This is a genomic window from Streptomyces sp. C10-9-1 (assembly GCF_024497955.1).
GTDB classification, from domain to species: Bacteria; Actinomycetota; Actinomycetes; order Streptomycetales; family Streptomycetaceae; genus Streptomyces; species Streptomyces sanyensis.
Genome location: NZ_JANHKP010000016.1, coordinates 162,800 through 181,670 on the forward strand (window position 1 = coordinate 162,800; position 18,871 = coordinate 181,670).

At 75.5% G+C, this 18,871-nt stretch carries 12 protein-coding genes and 1 riboswitch; of the genes, 5 read left to right on the forward strand and 7 right to left on the reverse strand.

What is annotated here, in order from left to right; all coding sequences use genetic code 11:
- Positions 1-170: 170 nt before the first annotated feature.
- Positions 171-330, forward strand: a riboswitch (cyclic di-AMP (ydaO/yuaA leader).
- An 11-nt stretch (positions 331-341) separates the two neighbouring features.
- Positions 342-1,400, forward strand: coding sequence for a M23 family metallopeptidase (locus tag NPS70_RS23020; RefSeq protein WP_256526267.1), 1,059 nt, complete (start codon positions 342-344; stop codon positions 1,398-1,400).
- 141 nt (positions 1,401-1,541) lie between these two features.
- Here NPS70_RS23020 and NPS70_RS23025 read toward each other — a convergent pair whose 3' ends face one another.
- The 4 genes from NPS70_RS23025 to NPS70_RS23040 all read right to left on the reverse strand — a co-directional run bounded on the left by NPS70_RS23025 (position 1,542) and on the right by NPS70_RS23040 (position 6,905).
- Entirely contained in the window at positions 1,542-2,885 is a 1,344-nt protein-coding gene (locus NPS70_RS23025) for a PrsW family intramembrane metalloprotease (protein ID WP_256526268.1), read from the reverse strand.
- Positions 2,886-3,231: 346 nt separating this feature from the next.
- The gene (gene trmB, locus NPS70_RS23030) at positions 3,232-4,023 is read right to left on the reverse strand and encodes a tRNA (guanosine(46)-N7)-methyltransferase TrmB (protein ID WP_374212045.1); all 792 of its coding nucleotides are present in this window, start codon (positions 4,021-4,023) and stop codon (positions 3,232-3,234) included.
- A 112-nt stretch (positions 4,024-4,135) separates the two neighbouring features.
- On the reverse strand, positions 4,136-5,353 hold the full coding sequence (gene lhgO, locus NPS70_RS23035) for an L-2-hydroxyglutarate oxidase (protein WP_374212046.1): 1,218 nt from the start codon (positions 5,351-5,353) through the stop codon (positions 4,136-4,138).
- A 76-nt stretch (positions 5,354-5,429) separates the two neighbouring features.
- Positions 5,430-6,905, reverse strand: a complete 1,476-nt coding sequence (locus tag NPS70_RS23040; RefSeq protein WP_256526270.1) for an MFS transporter — start codon at positions 6,903-6,905, stop codon at positions 5,430-5,432.
- A 670-nt stretch (positions 6,906-7,575) separates the two neighbouring features.
- Here NPS70_RS23040 and NPS70_RS23045 point away from each other — a divergent pair.
- A complete protein-coding gene (locus tag NPS70_RS23045) occupies positions 7,576-9,750 on the forward strand; it encodes an asparagine synthase-related protein (protein ID WP_256526289.1) in 2,175 nt (724 codons plus the stop codon).
- A 229-nt stretch (positions 9,751-9,979) separates the two neighbouring features.
- Here NPS70_RS23045 and NPS70_RS23050 read toward each other — a convergent pair whose 3' ends face one another.
- Both NPS70_RS23050 and NPS70_RS23055 read right to left on the reverse strand, forming a co-directional pair.
- On the reverse strand, positions 9,980-11,944 hold the full coding sequence (locus NPS70_RS23050; protein ID WP_256526271.1) for a sigma-70 family RNA polymerase sigma factor: 1,965 nt from the start codon (positions 11,942-11,944) through the stop codon (positions 9,980-9,982).
- Positions 11,945-12,110: 166 nt separating this feature from the next.
- Positions 12,111-12,911: a TetR/AcrR family transcriptional regulator gene (locus NPS70_RS23055; protein WP_256526272.1), complete on the reverse strand. Its 801-nt coding sequence runs from the start codon at positions 12,909-12,911 to the stop codon at positions 12,111-12,113.
- A 327-nt stretch (positions 12,912-13,238) separates the two neighbouring features.
- Between NPS70_RS23055 and NPS70_RS23060 the strand changes: the two genes are divergently transcribed.
- Positions 13,239-14,681: an NAD(P)/FAD-dependent oxidoreductase gene (locus tag NPS70_RS23060; protein ID WP_256526273.1), complete on the forward strand. Its 1,443-nt coding sequence runs from the start codon at positions 13,239-13,241 to the stop codon at positions 14,679-14,681.
- 153 nt (positions 14,682-14,834) lie between these two features.
- Positions 14,835-16,517 (forward strand): SpoIIE family protein phosphatase, encoded by a 1,683-nt coding sequence (locus NPS70_RS23065; protein WP_256526274.1) that lies wholly within the window; start codon positions 14,835-14,837, stop codon positions 16,515-16,517.
- Between the two features lie 22 nt (positions 16,518-16,539).
- Here the strand turns inward: NPS70_RS23065 and NPS70_RS23070 are convergent, their stop codons facing one another.
- Positions 16,540-17,844, reverse strand: coding sequence for an MFS transporter (locus tag NPS70_RS23070; protein WP_256526290.1), 1,305 nt, complete (start codon positions 17,842-17,844; stop codon positions 16,540-16,542).
- Positions 17,845-18,010: 166 nt separating this feature from the next.
- Between NPS70_RS23070 and NPS70_RS23075 the strand changes: the two genes are divergently transcribed.
- A complete protein-coding gene (locus NPS70_RS23075; RefSeq protein WP_256526275.1) occupies positions 18,011-18,577 on the forward strand; it encodes a MarR family winged helix-turn-helix transcriptional regulator in 567 nt (188 codons plus the stop codon).
- The last annotated feature ends 294 nt before the right edge of the window (positions 18,578-18,871 follow it).

Here is an 18,871-nt window from a genome sequence, read left to right on the forward strand (position 1 = left end):
GCCGCTCCTCCTGAGAGGCGCTCAAGTCGCCCGAGTCCACACGCTTCTGTCCCGTTTGGTCCCGGTCAAGATCCTCAACTATCCGCTGGAACGGCTTGGAAACCTGCCGCGGCTTCTATTAACGTTCGATAACGCAGCACGGTCGTCCCAGCCGTCGCAAGAGGCGGCACCGTGCTCACGCGCCGAATCCCGCAAGGGAACCGGGGAACCACCACTTGGGGTGAATCAGCCAACTTCGGCCGCACGCACATCGGCGGCAGGGGGCGGCTGTAGGAGACCTTCCTGCTCCGAACCCGTCAGCTAACCCGGTAGGCGAGAAGGAAGGAAAGGAGTACGCCTTCGTGGCGTCCAACATGCCTGCTCCCGAGGCCCCGACCGCGTCGTCCCGGTTCAGCGGCGACACCCCGGAAGCCTCCTTCGGGGAGTGGAACCCGACCGAGGAGACGGTCCGCCCCGTGCGGGGCCGGCACCGCGTGGCCAAGCAGCGCGGCGGCCTGGCCCGCAGCTCCACCGTCCTCGGCGTGGGCGTCATCGCGGCCGTGGGTGCGGGTGGCATCGCCACCGCGCAGGACAAGCCCGCGGTCTCCATATCCCTTCCCGACGCCCTCACCGACAGCCTTCCCGAGGCTGCCTCCCTCCCCGGCGTCGGCTCCCTGATCGCGGATTCCGACGCGGACTCCGACTCCGGGACGACCGCCAACACCGCCCCGCTGACCGCTATGGCGCCCGTGGCCGAGACCGTCGCGAGCGGCGCCGAGGACCGCTCCGCGGGAGCGGGCGAGGCCCTGCGGGCCCGGATCCTCCAGCAGGCCGAGCAGCAGCGCGCCGAGGCGGACGCGGAGGCCAAGGCCGCGGCCGAGAAGGCCGCCGCGGAGGCGGCGGCGGCCGAGGCCGCCAAGCAGCAGAGCGAGGCGGAGGCCAAGGCCGCCGAGGAGAAGCGCAAGGCCGAGGAGGCGGCACGGGCCAAGGCCGAGGCCGAGCGCCTCGCCAAGCTCGCGGCCAGCTACGCCCTCCCCACCTCCTCCTACACCCTCACCTCGACCTACGGCCAGGCCGGCTCCATGTGGTCCTCCGGCTACCACACCGGACTGGACTTCGCCGCCCCGACCGGCACCCCGGTCAAGGCCGTCCACGGCGGCACCGTCACGTCGGCCGGCTGGTCCGGCTCGTACGGCTACCGCATCGTGCTGGAGCTGGAGGACGGTACCGAGGTCTGGTACGCGCACCTGTCCTCGATGACGGCCTCCGCCGGCCAGAAGGTCGCCACCGGCGAGACCATCGGACGGGTCGGTGCGACGGGCAACGTCACCGGCCCCCACCTCCACCTCGAGGTGCACTCCGCCGGTGGCTCCGGCCTCGACCCGCTCGCCTGGCTGCGGGGCAAGGGCCTCACCGTCTGACGCACGGCGAGCCCGCACCCCGCGTCCGCAGCGCCCCGGCAACCCCGGGGCGCCGCTGCGTCCGGGCCCTCGCGCGCGCCACGGCCCCCGCCCGCGTTCCCGCCGGCACGCACCACCCGGGGAGTCCGCCCGGTGCCGGCCTCAGGTGCGGTAGGGGTTGAACCCGTCGTAGTCCCGGTGCGGCAGCACCCGGGGGGCCCGGCCCGTGGCGCGTGCCGCGTAGGCCAGGGAGGGCGCCGCGACCTCGCGGCGCAGCCACAGGTGGTGCAGCAGCTCCCGCTCCCGTTCCGCGAAGTCCGGTCCCGCCGCGCCCCGGTGGGCCCTGTTGCGCAGGAACGCCAGCGAGGTCGCGAACGCCTCGTACTCCGCCACGGCCCGTCCGGCCGCCGGGCCGTAGGTGCGGCGTGCGAAGTCCCTCGCCATGGCTCGCGCGCGCATCGACGACAGGGCGGGCGGCTCGGTGGCCGTGAGCCAGCCCGCCGCCGCGTACGCGGGCAGGCGGGCGGCTATGGTGCGCAGCTCGCGCTGCCTGCTCCACACGGTCAGCCAGGTGAGCAGCGCGAACGCGGGCACCATGAACGCCCCGTACACCCCGAAGAACCCCCAGGGGCCGAGCAGGGAGGCCGAGCCGTTCCACAGGGCGTGCATGCCCATGGCGGCCACCAGCCCGAGCAGCGGCAGCAGCACCCGCCGCACCCGGCGCCCGCGGGGCGCCGCGGCGGCCAGGCCGAAGCCGAGGCCGCAGAGCACCGTGAACAGCGGGTGCGCGAACGGGGACATCACGATGCGGACGAAGAAGGTCGCCGCGGTGACCGATCCCAGGCCCGCGAAGCCGAACGCCATGTCCTCGCCGAAGGCGTTCCCGAGGTAGAGGACGTTCTCCGTGAAGGCGAAGCCCGTCGCGGTGAACCCGGCGAGCACGACCCCGTCCACCACACCGGTGAACTCCCTTCCGCGCAGCAGGAAGAGCAGCAGCAGCGCGACCCCCTTGGCGCTCTCCTCGACGACCGGCGCGACGACCGTGGCGCCCAGTGTGTCCGCCGAGGCGGGGTCGGCCGTGGCGGTGGCTATCCAGCGGGTGGCCAGGGTGTTGGCGAGGAGGGAGATCAGTGCCGCCGCACAGGCCCCCCAGGCGAACGCGAAGACCAGGTTCCGCCAGGGAAGCGGGTCGACCCGGTCGAGCCAGCGGAACGCGGCGAGCAGCAGCGGCACGGGGAGCGTGGCCAGCCCCAGGCCCACCAGGAAGCCCGTGGAGCCGGTCTGCTCGCGCACCAGGACCAGGATGACCAGCCCGCAGAGTGCGAGCAGGGTGAACACGGCCGCCATCCGCACGGCCCGGCTGCGCCACAGCAGCGCGGCGCGCAGGCGGGCCGACCGGCGTGCCCGTGCCCCGGGGACGGGTGGTGCCCCGTCCGGTGCGTACGGGGGCACGGCCGGGGGCGGCGGGAAGGCGGGCGGGGAGGGCTCCGGCGGAGTCGCTGACACCCGTCGACCCTAAGGCCTGCCCCGTGCTCCCCGGCGGGCGTACGACGACGGGGCACGGCACCCCGCTGTGCTGTCGTTTCGCCCGGACACGCCCGATGCGCACGGGATTCTCCGCCTTGCTGCACCGCATCCGACGCCGCGCGCCGGGCAGTGCGGGGAGCGCGCCCGGGACCTGTCCCGCACCCCCGGCGCGGGTACGGCGGCCCTCGCCGCCCTGCGGAGCCGCCGGACGGGCGCCCGGTGCGGGGGTGGTCCTCCGGGACGGGAGGGACGTTCCGGCAAGGGCGGCGGAGCGCTGCCGAGGGCCCCCGGGGACCGGCCGCCGGCTCGGGGCAGGACGCCCGGGTCAGACGTCCCGGCGGGTGCGGCGGAAGAGCAGGTCGTGCACGCGGTGGCCCTTGTCCAGCCCCTGCCCCTCGAAGCGGGTGAGCGGCCGGAAGGCGGGCCGGGGGGCGTAGCCGCCGCCGGGGACGGTGTTCTCGAAGTCCGGGTGGGCCTGGAGCACGTCGAGCATCTGCTCGGCGTAGGGTTCCCAGTCCGTCGCGCAGTGCAGCACGGCGCCCGGCTTCATGGGCCCCGCGGCCAGATCGAGGAACGCGGGCTGGACGAGACGCCGCTTGTGGTGGCGCTTCTTGGGCCAGGGGTCGGGGAAGAAGACCCGCATGCCGTCGAGCGAGCGCGGCGGCAGCATCTCGCGCAGCAGGATGACGGCGTCCCCGTTGGCCACGCGCACGTTGGTGAGGCCGTGGCGCTCGGCGAGGGCGAGCAGGTTGCCCTGGCCCGGCGTGTGGACGTCCACGGCCAGGATGCCCGTGCCCGGATCGTCCGCCGCCATCTGCGCCGTCGCCTCGCCCATGCCGAAGCCGATCTCCAGCACGACCGGGAGCCCGCCGAACATCTCCTCCAGGTCGAGTACCCGGTGCCCGTCGATGTCCGTGCCCCACGTCGGCCAGAGCCGTCGCAGTGCCTCGCCCTGCCCGGTGGTCACCCGGCTGCGGCGCGGCTGGAAGCTGCGGATGCGGCGCTCGTGGTGGGAGCCCGCGGGGTCGGCGGCGGGGCCGCCGGGGAAGCGGGGCGCGCCCACGGTGCGGGTCGCGGGCCGGGGGGCGTCGGGGGCGGTGTTTCGAGGCTCAGACACAGTGCGTCGATTCTACGAGCCGGACCGGCGCCCCCTCCGGCGCGGTGCTGGGGGCCCGGTCGGCCGCCCGGTCCGGGGAGGAGTGCGGGGCCGGGGCGCCGGTCCGGGGCGGTCAGTCCGGTGCGGCCTCCAGCGCGGCCAGCACGCGCCGGGCCACCTCGCGGCCGATGGGCAGTGCCGCCGTCGCGGCGGGCGAGGGCGCGTTCAGCACGTGGACCGTCCGGGGGCCCTCGCGCAGGACGAAGTCGTCGGCGAGGGTGCCGTCCCGCAGCACGGCCTGGGCACGCACCCCGGCCGCGGCAGGCCGCAGGTCGTCCTCGGTGACGGCGGGGAGCAGCCGGCCGACGGCCCGGGTGAAGGCCCGCTTCGACAGTGAACGGTGCAGCTCTCCCGCCCCGTGGCGCCAGTGGCGGCGCGCCATCCGCCAGGCGCCGGGCCAGCGCAGGGTCTCGGCGACGTCCCGCGGACGGGCCGTCCACCGGTGGTAGCCCTCGCGGGCCAGGGCGGGTACGGCGTTCGGGCCCACGTGGACGCCGCCCTCGACGCCCCGGGTCAGATGGACGCCGAGGAAGGGGAAGGCCGGGTCCGGCACGGGGTAGACCAGGCCGCGGACCAGCCCGGGGCGGAGGAGGTCGTAGTACTCGCCGCGGAAGGGCACGATCCGCAGCTCCGGGTCGTCGCCGGCGAGGCGGGCCACCCGGTCGCAGTGGAGCCCGGCGCAGTTCACCAGGGCCCGGGCGCGCACCACCGCGCCCCCGGTGGTGCGGACCGCCACCCCCCAGGGCCTGCGGTCGACGGCGTCGACCTCCTGCCCGTAGCGCACGTCGGCGCCGGAGGCGAGCGCCAGCCGCGCGGCCATGGCGCGGAAGTCGCACACTCCGGTGGTGCCGACGTGGATCGCGGCGAGGCCGGTGACCTCGGGCTCGTACTCGGGTATCTGCGAGGCACCCAGTTCGCGCACCGGGATGCCGTTCTCCCGGCCGCGCTGGACCAGGGAGTGGAGGCGGGGCAGCTCCGGGCGGTCGGTGGCCACGATGAGTTTGCCGGTGACCTCGTGGGGAACGCCGTGCTCCTTGCAGAACGCGACCGTCTCGGCGGCTCCGCGCACCGCGTAGCGGGCCTTGAGCGAGCCGGGCCGGTAGTAGATCCCGCTGTGGATCACTCCGCTGTTGCGTCCCGTCTGGTGCCGTGCGGGGCCCGGCTCCTTCTCCAGGACGGCCACCTCGGCGCCCGGGGCCGAGCGGGAGAGGGCGTACGCCGTCGACAGGCCGACGATCCCGCCGCCGATCACCAGGACGTCGCAGTCGAAGCCCCGTACGCGTGCCGTCACCTGCGCCACCTCCCACCCCGATAGTGCACTGGCCCGCCGGCAGGGGCTTCAAACCAGGCCCGGGGAGTGGGGGGTGTCACGCCGGGGCGGCCAGGAGCGGGCGGGCCCGCTCCCGCAGCTCCATCACCCGCGGCTCGTCGCCGTAGGGCTCCAGGCGGTGCAGCAGGTCGCGCACGTACTCGGTGGTGCGCGCGGAGGAGATCCGGCCCGCCACCTCGACCGCACGGGTGCCAGCCGCGCAGGCGGCGTCCAGGTTGCCGGACTCCAGCTCGGCGACCGCGCTGACGATCAACCGGAGCCCGTGGGAGCGCACGTACTCCTCGGTGGGGCGGGACAGGGCCTGCTCGGTGAAGCGGCGCACCTGCCGGGGGGCCTTGAGGTCGCGGTAGCACTCGGCGGCGTCGGCGGCGAAGCGGTCGTAGGAGTAGAAGCCGAGCCAGGAGGGGTCGCAGTCGCCCTCCCGGGAGCGCTCCAGCCAGCCCTCGGCGGCCTTGAGCGCCTGGCCCGCGGCGGCGGCGTCGCCGGCCTTGGCGTGCGCGCGCGCCTCGATCAGCCGGAAGAAGCTCATGGTGCGCGCGGTCGCCAGGCCGCGGTTGCGCTCCAGTGCGGCCTGCGCCAGGTCGACCCCCTCGTCCGCGAAGCCGCGGTAGGTGGCCTGAAGCGACATGGAGGCGAGGACGTAGCCGCCCAGCGGCACGTCCGCGGCGGCCCGGGCCAGCCTCAGGGCCTGGATGTAGTAGCGCTGGGCCGCCTCCTGCTGGCCGGTGTCGAAGGCCATCCAGCCGGCCAGGCGGGTCAGCTCGGCGGTGGCGCCGAACAGCGCGCGGCCCACCTCGTCGGAGTACGAGCCGAGCAGCAGCGGTGCGGCGTCGACGCGGAGGCACTCGGGGACCATCGACGAACGCCAGTCGCCGCCGCCGTACTTGGAGTCCCAGCGGCGGGCGTCCTCGGCCGCCTCGCGGAGCTTGGCCACATCGCTGTGGCCGACCCGCACGGCGGCGTCCGCGCCGTCGGCCGGCTCCGCCGCGGGCCCGGCGGTGCGCGGGGCGGAGCCCACCCGCAGGGGGGCGCCGACGAGCCGCTCGACCGACGGGTCCGCGGGGGTTATCAGCCAGCGGGACGCGGGGGTGGCGTAGGCGCTCACGGCGAAGGAACCGGCCAGGGACTGCCAGATGCCTCCCCCGCCCGCGCGGCGTCCGGCGAGATCGAGCCGGTACAGCTCGGTGGCTGATTTCACCGCCTCGCCGATGTCCCGGGGGAAGGCGAGCCCGACCTCGGGCGCCGGGTCGGCGTCCGCCAGGCCGATCTCGTGGAGCGGGACCGGGCGGCCCAGCTTGGCGCCGATCGCCGCGGCGATCAGGTGCGGTGCGGCTCCCTGGGGCACCATCCCCTTGGAGACCCAGCGGGCCACCGAGGTCTTGTCGTAGCGGAGGGTCAGTCCGCGCTGGGCCCCGAGGTCGTTGACCCGGCGGGCGAGCCCCGCGTTGCTGATTCCCGCGAGGGCGAGGACGGCGCCGAGCTTGTCGTTCGGCTCGCGTTGCTCCCTGGACATGCGCCACCCCTCGACACGCAGACGGCTGCCGCGACGCCCCGGCGCACGGCATTCGTGCTGTGTCCCCGTGCTTCGCGGCCCGCCCGTCCCGGACCGGTCCCGGCTGCAAAAGCGCCTGGCCGAACCGCCCGGAATATGCGCGCCCGTGGAGGACAGCAGTAAACCCAGCGTAGTTCGCCGCATCCCTACCGTTAAGAGGCGGTGTGCCGTATGGCGGGAATGTGGCGCGGGCCGGGCGCCCCCGCCCGCGCGCCGTGCTCCCGCCGTGTGGCCGTGCGCCCGTCCGTGCGCTCTGGCCCGGGGGCGGCCGGGGCGGTTCGCTGGGTGCTGCGTGGGTCGGCCCACGGTGCGTCAGCACCGGTGGGCTGGGGGACACCGCCGCCTCATCCCCGCGGGCGGCGGACCGGTCCGGGAGGCGAACCGCGCCTCCCGGAACGGTTGCCGAACCTAATCCTCGTTCCAGAGAATGGCCGGAAGTCGATGGTGAGGGAGCGGGCTCCAGCCGCTCCTCCCGCGAGTGGAACTACGTTTTCACGCCATCCGTACAGCGTTAAATCGCCACGCTGCGGCAGGCGTTCACTTCCCGCGCACGCGACCGGAGCCGGGGTCCCGGCGCCTCCTTCGTGGCAGCATGTTCCCGAGCGGCTTCGGGAACACGGTGGAGGCGGGGATGCGCTGGCTGGTGGGATGGAGCAGTGGCGGCCCGGGTCCCGCGCCGGCCGACGCCCCGACCGGCGCCCCGGCCGGCCTGCCGGACGGCACCGAGGGCGGCTCCGTCCACCCGGTCGGCTCCCACCCCCTGTGGGGCGGACCCGATCCGCTGTGGGCGGTGGGCGACTGGCGCCCCGACGAGGTGCGCGTCGTCACGGTCGCACCACCGGCCCGCGCCGTTCCCGGCGGTGGCGCGAACCCTCCCCCGGCCGTCCGCCTCGCGGTCCTCGGCTGCTGCGCCGCCGACGACGAGGAACTCCGGGTGGGCCTGCTCGCCGCACGCGGCGGCGCCCTGCGCCATCTGACCGCCTGGCCCGGCAGCTACACCGCCGTCGTCCAGTCCGGCCGGCGCACCACCGTCGTCGGCGACCTCGCGGGCGCCCGGCCCGTCTTCCACACCCCGTGGGCCGGCGGCACCGCCTACGCCACCGCCGCCCTGCCGCTCGCCGACCTGGTCGAGGCCCAGCTCGACATCGGCTACCTGGCGGCACTGCTGGCCTGCCCCGAGACCCCCGAAGCGCTGGGCGACGCCACGCCGTACTCCGGAGTGAGGCGCATCCCGCCCGGGCACGCGCTGATCCTCCGCGAGGGCTCCCGGGAGGTCGCCGGGTACGAAGCGGTCGCCTCGCTCGCCGTCGCCGGGCCCCGGATCGACCCGGACCAGGCCGTCGGCGGGGTCCGCGACGCCCTGGTGGAGGCCGTGCGGGCGCGCCTGACCGCGCCGCGCCACGCCCCCGAGACCCTGCCCCCCGACCCCGGGCCGGTCCCCGGCATGGGACCGGCGGAGCGCAGGGCCGCCCGGGGCGCGCCCGCACCCGGCATCGGGGCCGACCTCTCGGGCGGCAGCGCCTCCAGCACGCTCGCCCTCCTCGCCGCCGGGTTGCCCGGGGTGCCCGGCACCGTGCTCGGGCACGGCACCGGCGCGGGTGAGCGGCTGCTCGCCGTCACCTTCAACGACCTGGCCACCGCCGGGCGGGACTCCCGCGAGCCGGAACTGGAGCGCGCCCGCCTCCTCGCCGCCAACCCCCGGCTGCACCATGTGGTCGTCGCCGCCGGGGAGGAGGCCCTGCCCTATGCCGGGCTGGAGGGCGGGCCGCTCACCGACGAGCCCGCGCCGTCTCTGGTGACCGCGGAACGCCACCGCTGCCGGCTTGTCGCCGGGAGCGCCGACCATCTGACCGGGGCGGGCGCCAGAGCGGTGCTCGACGCCCACCCCGCGCGCCTCGCGGACCTGCTGATGGACCGCAGCCGGCGCCACCTGATGCGGCCGGTGGCGGCACTGGCCCGCGCCGACGGTGCCTCGCCGCAGTCGCTGCTGGTGCCGTTCACGGTCTACCGGGCGGCCCGCCGCCTCGCCCGTACGCCCTACCGGGCGGGGCTGGAGGACGCCGCCGGACGGCTGCTCACCGCCAACCGGCCGGGGGCCGTGGGGCTGAACGGTGCCGTCGGCGCCTCGCTCGCCGCGCTGGCGTGGGCCCGGCCCGGCCCGGCGGCACGCTGGCTGACGGGAGAGGCCCTCGCTGAAGTATCGGTTCGCCTGACCGGCGCGGCGACCCGCCCGGCCACCGTGCTGCGCCCCGGCGAGGCCCGTGCCCGTGCGGCCCTCACCCGGTACGCGGCCGACCACCGGATCCTGGAGCAGGCCGCCGAGATCCGCAGCCAGCGCCTCCACGCGCCCTTCCTCGACAACCAGGTGGTGCGTGCCAGCCGGGCGCTGCCGGAGACGCTGCGGGTCCGTCCCGGAGCCCGCGCCGAGGTGCTGCGCGCCGTCCTGACGGGGGCCGGTGTCCGCGACCTGCCGACCGGGTGGGGGACCACCGCCCACGCCGGGCAGACCGCGACGGCGACGGCGCGCACCGGGCTGCGCACCGCGCTCCCGCAGCTGATGGCGCTCTTCGACGCGCCCCTCCTCGCCGATGCCGGACTGGTGGAGGCCCGTGTGGTGCGCCGGGCGCTGCGGGCCGCCTCCGAAGGGGAGCCGGTTGCGCTGGACGGGCTGGCCGAGTTGGTCTCCACGGAGCTGTGGCTGCGCAAGCTGCTGGCCCGCCGGGGCAGTTGCTGGACCGGGACGGAGGCGCCCCGCCGCCGTGCGGTGGCCGGCGGGGTGCCCAGGCGCCCCACCCTCCAGCCCTGACCCGGCCCCGATCACCCGCGGCCGCGGGTGATCGGCGGCTCGGCCGCGCCGGTGCCCCCGCCCGCGGGCCCGGGGCGGAGGGGCTCCGGGGGCGCCCCGCCCGGTGTGCGGGCCCGCCCGCCGGGGCCCGGTCGGCGGCGCACCGCTCCCGGTCGCCGGAGAGCGGAGCGCGCACCGGCCGGGGACGTCGCGTCGCGACCGGCGCCGTGCGCGGCCGCGCACGCCGCGGTCAGTCCGCCCGGTCGCAGGTGATCCGCGGCTCGGCCCAGTCGGCCAGCGCCAGCGAGGCCCCGTGACCCACCGGCTCGACGACCAGGCGCAGCGTGCGGTAGCCCGTCAGCGACACGCGCACCCGCACCGCCTCGTCCCCGCGGGCCAGGGGCTGTGAGCGCCACACCCGGCTGCCGTCCCCGTACACCGCGAAGCGCACGGTCCGACTGCCCGGTGTCAGGTCGTCCACCCCCACCACCGCCTCGTACGCCACGCACGGGCGGTTCAGGTCGATCAGGACCGAGGAGCGGCCCCCGACCGTCACGCCCTGGCCGGACCCGCGGCCGCCGATCGACGTCGCGCCGCGCTGCCAGAGCCAGCTGCTTCCCGCGATCCGGACCTCCGGGCCGTTTCCGTCCCCGATCAGGGCGTAGGGAAGCCGGTTGACCTGGTAGACGGCCGGGGCGGGAGGCGTGGGAGAAGGCGTGGGGGACGGCGCAGGGGTGTCCGGAGCGGGCGCGGGGGGCGGCTCGGGCGCCGGCACGGAGCGCGACGGCGCGGGGGTGGGCTTCGGCGCGGGCGGCGGGGGCGATGTCCGGGCGGGGGCCGCCACCGCGCGGGGAGCCGGCGCCGGAGGGGACGCGGGTGCCGCCGAACGGGACGGTGCCGCGGCGGCGGGCGGGGGCGCCTCCGGCCCGGCGGGCGCGGAGACCGCGGGCTTCGCCTCGGGCGCCTCCACCGGGGCCGGTTCCCCGGAGAAGGCCCACACCAGACCGGCGGTGGCCGCGACGGCCGCGGCGGCGGCGATGCCCGCCTTCGCCGGAGCGCCGAGCCCCTCCGCGACGGCCCCGCCCGCCGCCGCGCCGGACGCCCCGCCTCCCGCCGCGGCCGCCGCGGCACCGGCTCCCGCGGCCCCCGCCACGCCGCCCGCGGCCACCCCGGCGGCCTTGAGCGAGTAGCCGGCGGCGAACCAGCCGATGACGGCGATCGGCAGCAGCGCCGGGATCCCGGCGTTGACATGCGCCAGCTCACCCGCCGCGAGCCGGCACGGGGCGCACTCGTCGAGGTGCTTGCGCAGCCCGCGCTCCGCCCTCATCCGCAGACCGCCCCGGGCGAAGGCCCCCAGCCGGTCCGCGTACCGCGCGCAGTCGCCCCCCGCGGTCAGCGACGTGCTCACATGGGCCTGGAGATAGGCCTGCTTCAGCCCCTCGCGGGCGCGACTGGCCAGTACCGCGGTCGCGTTCGGGGTCAGCCCGAACAGCGGGGCGACCTCGCTGGGGGACTCCTCCTCCACGGTGGTGTGCCACAGCACCGCCTGCCAGCGCTCCGGCAGGGACCGGAACGCCTGGAGCGCAAGCGAACGCTCCGCCTCGTGCATCGCCCGCACATCGGCACCGGCGTCGAGGGTGTCGCCGTGGGCCCGGTCGCCCCCGCGGGCTGCCTCCGCCGCGAACACGGCGAAGTCCTCGACCAGTTGCTCGCGCTTCGCCGACTTCGTCCAGGTCGCGGCGACCCGCCGGACCGTGGTCAGCAGATAGGCGCGCACGGCGTGCTCGGGCCCGGCACCGCCCCGCACCGCCTGGAGGGTCCGCGCGAAGACCTCGGCCGTGAGGTCGTCCGCGGTGTCCGCGTCCCGGCAGCAGGAACGCGCGTACCGGCGCACCGCCTCCGCGTGGCGGCGGAACAGCTCCTCGTAGGCGCTGTCGTCGCCCTCCCGCATCAGCCGCAGCAGATCGCCGTCGGACGGCGCGGCCTCCCGCGGCGGCGGCAGCACCGAGCCCGAACTGCCCCTCTCCCGCTGCTGCGGCACCGCCACCGGGCCCTCGCCCGCAGGCCGGTGCCGCCCGCCGTCTCCGGTGCCGGACGGCGCAGACGCCGGCATCCCCGCAGGCCCGCCCTGGCCGGGGACCTTCCCCGAGGGCGCTCCGGTGGAGGCCGACGCCCCCGACCCGTCGAGTGACTCGTCCCGACCGTCACCGCTCATCGCGGAAGCCCCCGTTAGCACTTCAGACCCGGATTACCGGGCAAGAGTGCCACAGCGCGCCGCCCCGCCGGACCCTGCTGCCCGGCAACCACCCGTCCGGGGAGGCGCCCACGGCGGGCGGTGGATCACGGGTGCCGCACGGACCCGCCGTGCCGCACGGTGCCCCTCAGACCGCGCGCGGCCGCAATCCCTCCAGCAGGATGTCCAGCAGCCGGGAGGACGCGGCCTCCTGCTGCGCGGCATCCGGCAGGGACGGCGCCGCGGTGGCTATCACCAGCAGGACGTCGGCCACCGTCACGTCCTCGCGCAGCTCGCCCGCCGCCCGGGCGCGGGCCACGAGCCGGCCCACCACGTCGAGCAGTTCGGCGGCCCCGGTGTCCTCCAGCTCCTCGTCGGGCACGGACCGGGGCCCGACGACCCGCAGCCCCGTCGGCTCACCGGCCCGCTGCTGCGGGACCCTCGGCTCCTCCCGGACATCGCCGGAGTGCTCCTCGGACACGCCCTCGGCTCCGGCGTTCTCGCCGTCCACCCCCACCCGCAGCACCTGCGGGGGAAGCAGCCGCCCGGCGCCCGAGGCCACCGAGGTCCGCAGGAACCGGGACAGCGCCGACCAGGGCTCCTCCTCCTGCCCGAGCGCGGTGCGCGCCTGCTCCGTCAGCCGGGCGGTCTCCTCGGCCGCTATGCGGCGCACCAGCACGTCCTTGCTCGGGAAGCGGCGGTACACCGTGCCGACGCCCACCCGGGCGCGCCGCGCCACGTCCTCCATCGGGGCGCCGTACCCCAGCTCGCCGAACACCTCGCGTGCGGCGCGCAGCACGTGCTCCAGATTGCGCTGGGCGTCGACGCGCAGCGGAGCCGGGCGCCCCGCCGGGTGCGGCGCTACCGCCCCGCCCCCGCTCTCCGCGGTGGAAGCCGGTGCCGCCACCGGTGCGACGGCGGTCTGCCAATGAGAATCCTGAATGTGCATATATGTTCCCCCGGTCATGTCGTCTCCCCCCGGAGACATCCCCGCCCTCGGTCTGTCGGGCATGCCGTGGCCCGGCACCCCGACCGGCTATGAACATAGTTGAGCCGGGGTCAATTCAGAAGGGGGCACTTCGCACGGAGCGCCCCCCGATCGGAGCAAGGACCGGAACATTCCCTATTCCACCCCTCCTCCCCACCACCTCCGCAACCGCTGACCTGCACACCTTCCGATATGACCGGACCCGTCCCGCGGCGGCTCCGATGGCGCCCTGCGGTCACACAATCCGTCGGGCCTGTGGACAAACGGCAGAGCCCGTTGCCTCATGGGATGGTGAAGGCTGCGAACACCCGGGGCACGACCTCCGGCACCCCGCCCCGCACACGCGTCCTCGTCGTCGGCGGCGGGTACGTCGGGATGTACACCGCGCTGCGCCTCCAGCGGACGCTCAGGCCCGAGCTCGCCCGCGACGACGTCGAGATCGTGGTGGCCGCCACCGACCCCTACATGACCTACCAGCCCTTCCTGCCGGAGGCCGCGGCCGGCTCCCTCTCCCCCCGCCATGTGGTGGTGCCCCTGCGCCGGGTCCTCGACCGGTGCCGGGTCGTCATCGGCGAGGTGCGGTCCGTCGACCACGCCAAGCGGACGGCGATGCTCACCACCCTCGCCACGGACGAGGAGGGCACCGGAGCCGTCGCGCTGGCCTACGACGAGCTCGTCATCGCCCCCGGATCCGTCTCCCGCACCCTGCCCGTGCCGGGCCTCGCCGACCACGGCATCGGGTTCAAGACGGTCGAGGAGGCCATCGGCCTGCGCAACCACGTCATCGAGCAGATGGACATCGCCTCCTCCACCCGCGACCCCGCGATCCGCGACGCGGCCCTCACCTTCGTCTTCGTCGGCGGCGGCTACGCGGGAGTCGAGGCGCTCGCCGAACTGGAGGACATGGCCCGCTACACCGCGCGCTACTACCGCACCATCCGGCCCGAGGACCTGAAGTGGATCCTGGTGGAGGCCTCCGACCGCATCCTGCCCGAGGTGGGCGAGGCCCTGGGCCGCTACGCCGTCCGGGAACTGCGCGCACGCAACATCGACGTACGGCTGGGCACCCGCCTGGAGTCCTGCGAGGGCCGCGTCGCCCGGCTCAGCGACGGCTCCCGCTTCCCCACCCGGACCCTGGTGTGGACGGCCGGCGTCAGGCCCGCCCCGGTGCTCGCCGCGACCGACCTGCCCCTCGACGCACGCGGCCGCCTGGTGTGCACCGCACGCCTGACGGTCGACGGCGCGGAGCACGCCTGGGCGGCCGGCGACGCGGCGGCGGTCCCGGACCTCACCGCGTCCGGCCCCGGCGCGTACTGCGCCCCCAACGCCCAGCACGCCGTCCGCCAGGCCGCCGTGCTCGCCGGGAACCTCGCGGCCTCGCTGCGCGGCGAACCGCTCCGGGAGTACGCGCACCGGAACGCCGGATCGGTCGCCTCGCTCGGCCTGCACAAGGGCGTGGCCCATGTCTACGGGCGGAAGCTGAAGGGCTATCCGGCCTGGCTGATGCACCGCGCGTACCATCTGAGCCGCGTCCCCACGCTGAACCGCAAGGCGCGGGTGCTCGCCGAGTGGATCCTCTCCGGTCTGTTCAAGCGGGAGATCGTCTCGCTGGGCTCCCTGGAGCACCCGCGGGCCGAGTTCGAACGCGCCGCGGCACCGCCCCCGTCGCCCACCGACCCGCCCGGGGCCAGCCCCCCGGCGGACGGCGGAGGCGGAGCACCCGACCGCTGACCGCCCCGTGCGGCGAGGCGGTCCCGCAACGCCGGGAGACCGGCGCAAAGACGACTGTCAGTCCGGTCCGCGACACTGGACGTGTGACCATAGGTGGGCTCACACCTGCACAGAGTGACCCTTGGAATCCATCCCATTGAGGCTTGAAAGTCAGTGAACTTCACGCGTTGGAGCGCGATGCTCCCCGGTACGCAGCGCCGCGCCGCAGCGCGAGGGACGGACCAAGGGCCTTCCCGGGCACCGCGCGGCGAAGGGGCCGTGCCCGCAGCCCGCGGCCGGTCCGCCCGCCCCGCCGAGCAGGACGGATCGGCCGTGCCCGCCCTGGAGGACTTCGTCCTGCCGGAGCTGCTGGGCAGTCTGCCCGCCCTGATCGCCCTGGTGTACGGGCCCGACCACCGGCTCGCCTACGCCAACGACGCCTACACCTCGGCCTTCGGGCACCGCACCCCCGGACTGCCCGCCGTCGACGGCTGCCCGGAACTCGCCGAACTCGGTCTCCTCGCGCTGATGGAGCAGGTGCTCCGCAGCGGCAGACCGCGCACCGTGAAGTCGCGCCGGATCCACACCGGCGACGCACCGGCCGGCGGCGAGGGCTCCTACACCGTGACCTGCCTCCCGGCGGGACGGCGGGACGGCGACCCCGCCCAGGCCGGCGTGCTGATCTTCGCCACCGACGTCACCGACCACGCCGTGGCGGCCGAGCGGCTCCGCGCCAGCGAGCGCCGCCACCGCGAGACGGCGGTGACCCTCCAGCGCTCCCTGCTGCCCCAGGAGCTGGAGCAGCCGGACGACCTGCGCTTCGCGGCCACCTACCAGCCCGGCGGCACCGACGCCGCGGTCGGCGGCGACTGGTACGACGTCATCACCCTCGGCGCCGGCCGCACCGCGGTGGTGATCGGCGACGTGATGGGCCGCGGGGTCCGTGCGGCCGCGGTGATGGGGCAGCTCCGCACCGCCGTGCGCGCCTACGCCCGACTGGACCTGCCTCCCTACGAGGTGCTCCAACTGCTCGACGGCCTCGCCGCGGAGATCGACGCCAGCCAGATCGCCACGTGCGTGTACGCGGTCCACGATCCCAACGAGGGGCGCCTGGCCTACGCCTCCGCGGGCCATCTGCCCATCCTCGTCCGCGACGCCGACGGATGCGTCCGCCGTGCCGAGGAGCCCACCGGCCCGCCGCTCGGCACGGGCGGCTGGCTCCACACCTCGGGCAGCATCGCCCTGCCGCCCGGTTCGACCGCCGTCCTCTACACGGACGGGCTGGTCGAGCGCCGCCGCGAGGACATCGACGAGGGGGTCGCGGCCCTGGAGCGCGCACTGGCGGGGGCCACCGGCTCCCCGCAGGTCGTCTGCGACCGTCTGATCCGCTCGCTGGGCGTGACCGCGGAGCACGACGACGACGTCGCCGTGCTGGTCCTCCAGCACCCGGCGCGCGACGGCGCCGACGCCGAGCTCTTCCACAACGCCGCGCTGGACCTCCTCGGCGGCCACGAGGCCGCCCCGCGGGCGAGGGCGTTCGCCTCGGGGGTCCTCGCCTCCTGGCGCTTCTCGCCCGAGCTCCACGACCTCGGCGTACTGGCGGTCAGCGAACTGGTCGGCAACTCCCTCCAGCACGGCGTCCCCCCGATGCGGCTGCGGCTCCGCCGCACGGACCGGCGGCTGATCATCGAGGTGACGGACGGGGACGAGCACCTTCCGCGGCGCCGCCGGGTCGAGACCGAGGACGAGGCGGGCCGCGGCATCTCGATCATCGCGACCATCGCCTCGTCCTGGGGGTCCCGCCGCACACCCGGCGGAGGCAAGGCGGTGTGGTGCGAGTTCGCCCTGCCTTCCTGAGGCGATCCGCGACGGGGCGGTGTCAGCGGCTCCCGGCGGCAGCCGGCGAGCGGGGTGCCTCCGAAGCGCCCGGGTGCCCCTCGCCCCGGGGCCGGTGCACGGCCACGACCCGGGAGTTCGCGGCGAGCCACGGCCGGTCCTGCTCCGGTGCGAGGCGCCGGCCCAGCCGCAGCGCCAGCACGGTGATGCCGAGCGAGAACAGGACGAAGGTGACGATGTAGGGGCCGTGCAGGGTGGCTCCCATCGGACCGCCCACGGCCGGGCCGACGGCCAGCGCGAGCTGCTTGACCAGTGCGAACGCCGAGTTGTACTGGCCGACCATCGATGCGGGCGCCAGGTCCGCGACCAGCGGGGCGACGGTCGGGGAGAGCATGGACTCCCCCAGTCCGAAGAGCGCGTAGGTGGAGATGAACGCGGCCGTGGCCATCGCCTGACCGCCGTGGCCGAGCCCGGCGTAGCCCGCGGCGATCCAGGCCACCGCCCAGATCAGACCGACCGAGGCGATCACCTTGGTGCGGCTGCGGCGCTCCACGAACCTCAGCACGAGGAACTGCGCGGCCACGATCACGGCGGTGTTCGCCGCGAGGGCGGTGCCCAGGGTGGCGGGCGCGATCCCGGCGGCCTCGGTCCCGTAGGCGGCGAGACCCGACTCGAACTGGCCGTAGCAGGCGAAGAACAGCACGAACCCCAGGACGAGCAGCTGCACCATGGCGCGGTGGCCCAGCAGCGCCCGCAGACCGCCCCCGCCCGGTGCGGTGGGGCGCGTGCCTGCCGGTGCGCTCGGCCGGGGCAGCCGGATGGTCAGCGCCATCCCGGCCAGGACCAGGAACATCACGGCCTCGATGCCGAACAGCAGCGTGAAGCTGGACGGCCGGCTCTCGTCGACGAGGTGCCCGCCGATCAGCCCGCCGACCCCGAGCCCGAGGTTCTGGAGGAAGAACTGCGTGGCGAAGGCGCGGGTGCGTGTCGTCGCGTCCGAGCACCAGACGATCATGGTGGCCAGCGCGGGCTGCATGACGGCCGTGCCGGCGCCCAGCAGGGCCGCGGACCCGACGGCGGCGGGTACGTCCGTGGCGAGGCCGAGCCCCGCGGCACCGACGGACGCCAGCAGCGCGGCACCCACGAGCACGGGCAGCGGTCCGCGCCGGTCGACGACGCGCCCCGTGAACGGCAGAACCGCGAGGGCGGCCATGGCGAACACCGCGAGCACCACGCCCGCGGTCGTCGCCCCCAGCTCCCGCACCTGCGCCACATAGACGTACAGATAGGGAACGGTGAAGCCGAGCCCGAACGCGCTCAGCGCGTTCCCTGCCTGGATCCGGCGCATCGCCGCGCCCTTCGCCCTGGTCACACTCACCTACTTCATGGTTCTGCGGCCCGCTCCGGGGCCGACTGGACGACTGAAGCCTGAAGACTTCAAAACTAAAGTTCGATGTTTAACTCTACACATCCAAGGACTTCAACGCCAACGGGTACGTGCCATACTTCGCCGCATGCCTACCGAGACCCCCGGGGCTCCCGCGTCCGGCCCCCAGGAGCCGAGCCTCGACGAACAGATCGCCGCGTATCAGCGGGAGTACGGCGACCTCGACCCCCAGGTCGAGAAGGTGGTCTCGGCCCTCGGCCGACTCAACCGGCGCATGAACGTCGCCTACGGGCGGCAGCTGGCGGACCTCGGGATCAGCAACGCCGAGTGGGAGGTGCTGAAGACCCTCGTCCTCTCGGGAGAGCCCTACCGGCTCGGACCCGGCGAGCTCGCCAAGCGCCTCGGGCTCACCCCGGCCGCGATGACGCACCGGATCGACCGCATGGCCTCCGAAGGGCTCGTCACCCGGGACCGGGACGAGAGCAACCGGGTGAGGGTGATCGTCGAACTCACGGACGAGGGCCGGACCAGGTGGCTGGAGGCCATGCGGATGGCCACGACCTTCGAGGAGGACCTCCTCCAGGACCTCGTCGGGGAGGACCGTGCACTGCTGGGCGAGATGCTGATCCGGGTCCTGCGGCGGGTGGAGCACGACCAGCCGGACGCCGGAGGCAGGCTCACCGACCTGGAGTGAGGGGCCGGGTGCGCAGCGCGTCGCCTGGTCCGAGCCGGCGGCCCGGCAGGGGTTCCGGCGGGACCCGGGAGCGCGGCCGCCGGGATCCTGTTCCCGGGAGTTGACACACTCCTCACCGATCCGTAAAGTTCTTCGGGTTGCCGCTGGGCCGTAACGGTTCTTCGGTAACCATCCCCGCCGCGGATGCGGCACCCAACCTCAGCACGAACTCCCGGACGGGATCGAATTCGGCGTGCCCGAATTCCTTTCGAACGCTCGATTATGAGCGGACCGGGAAATCCGCTAGAGTTCGGG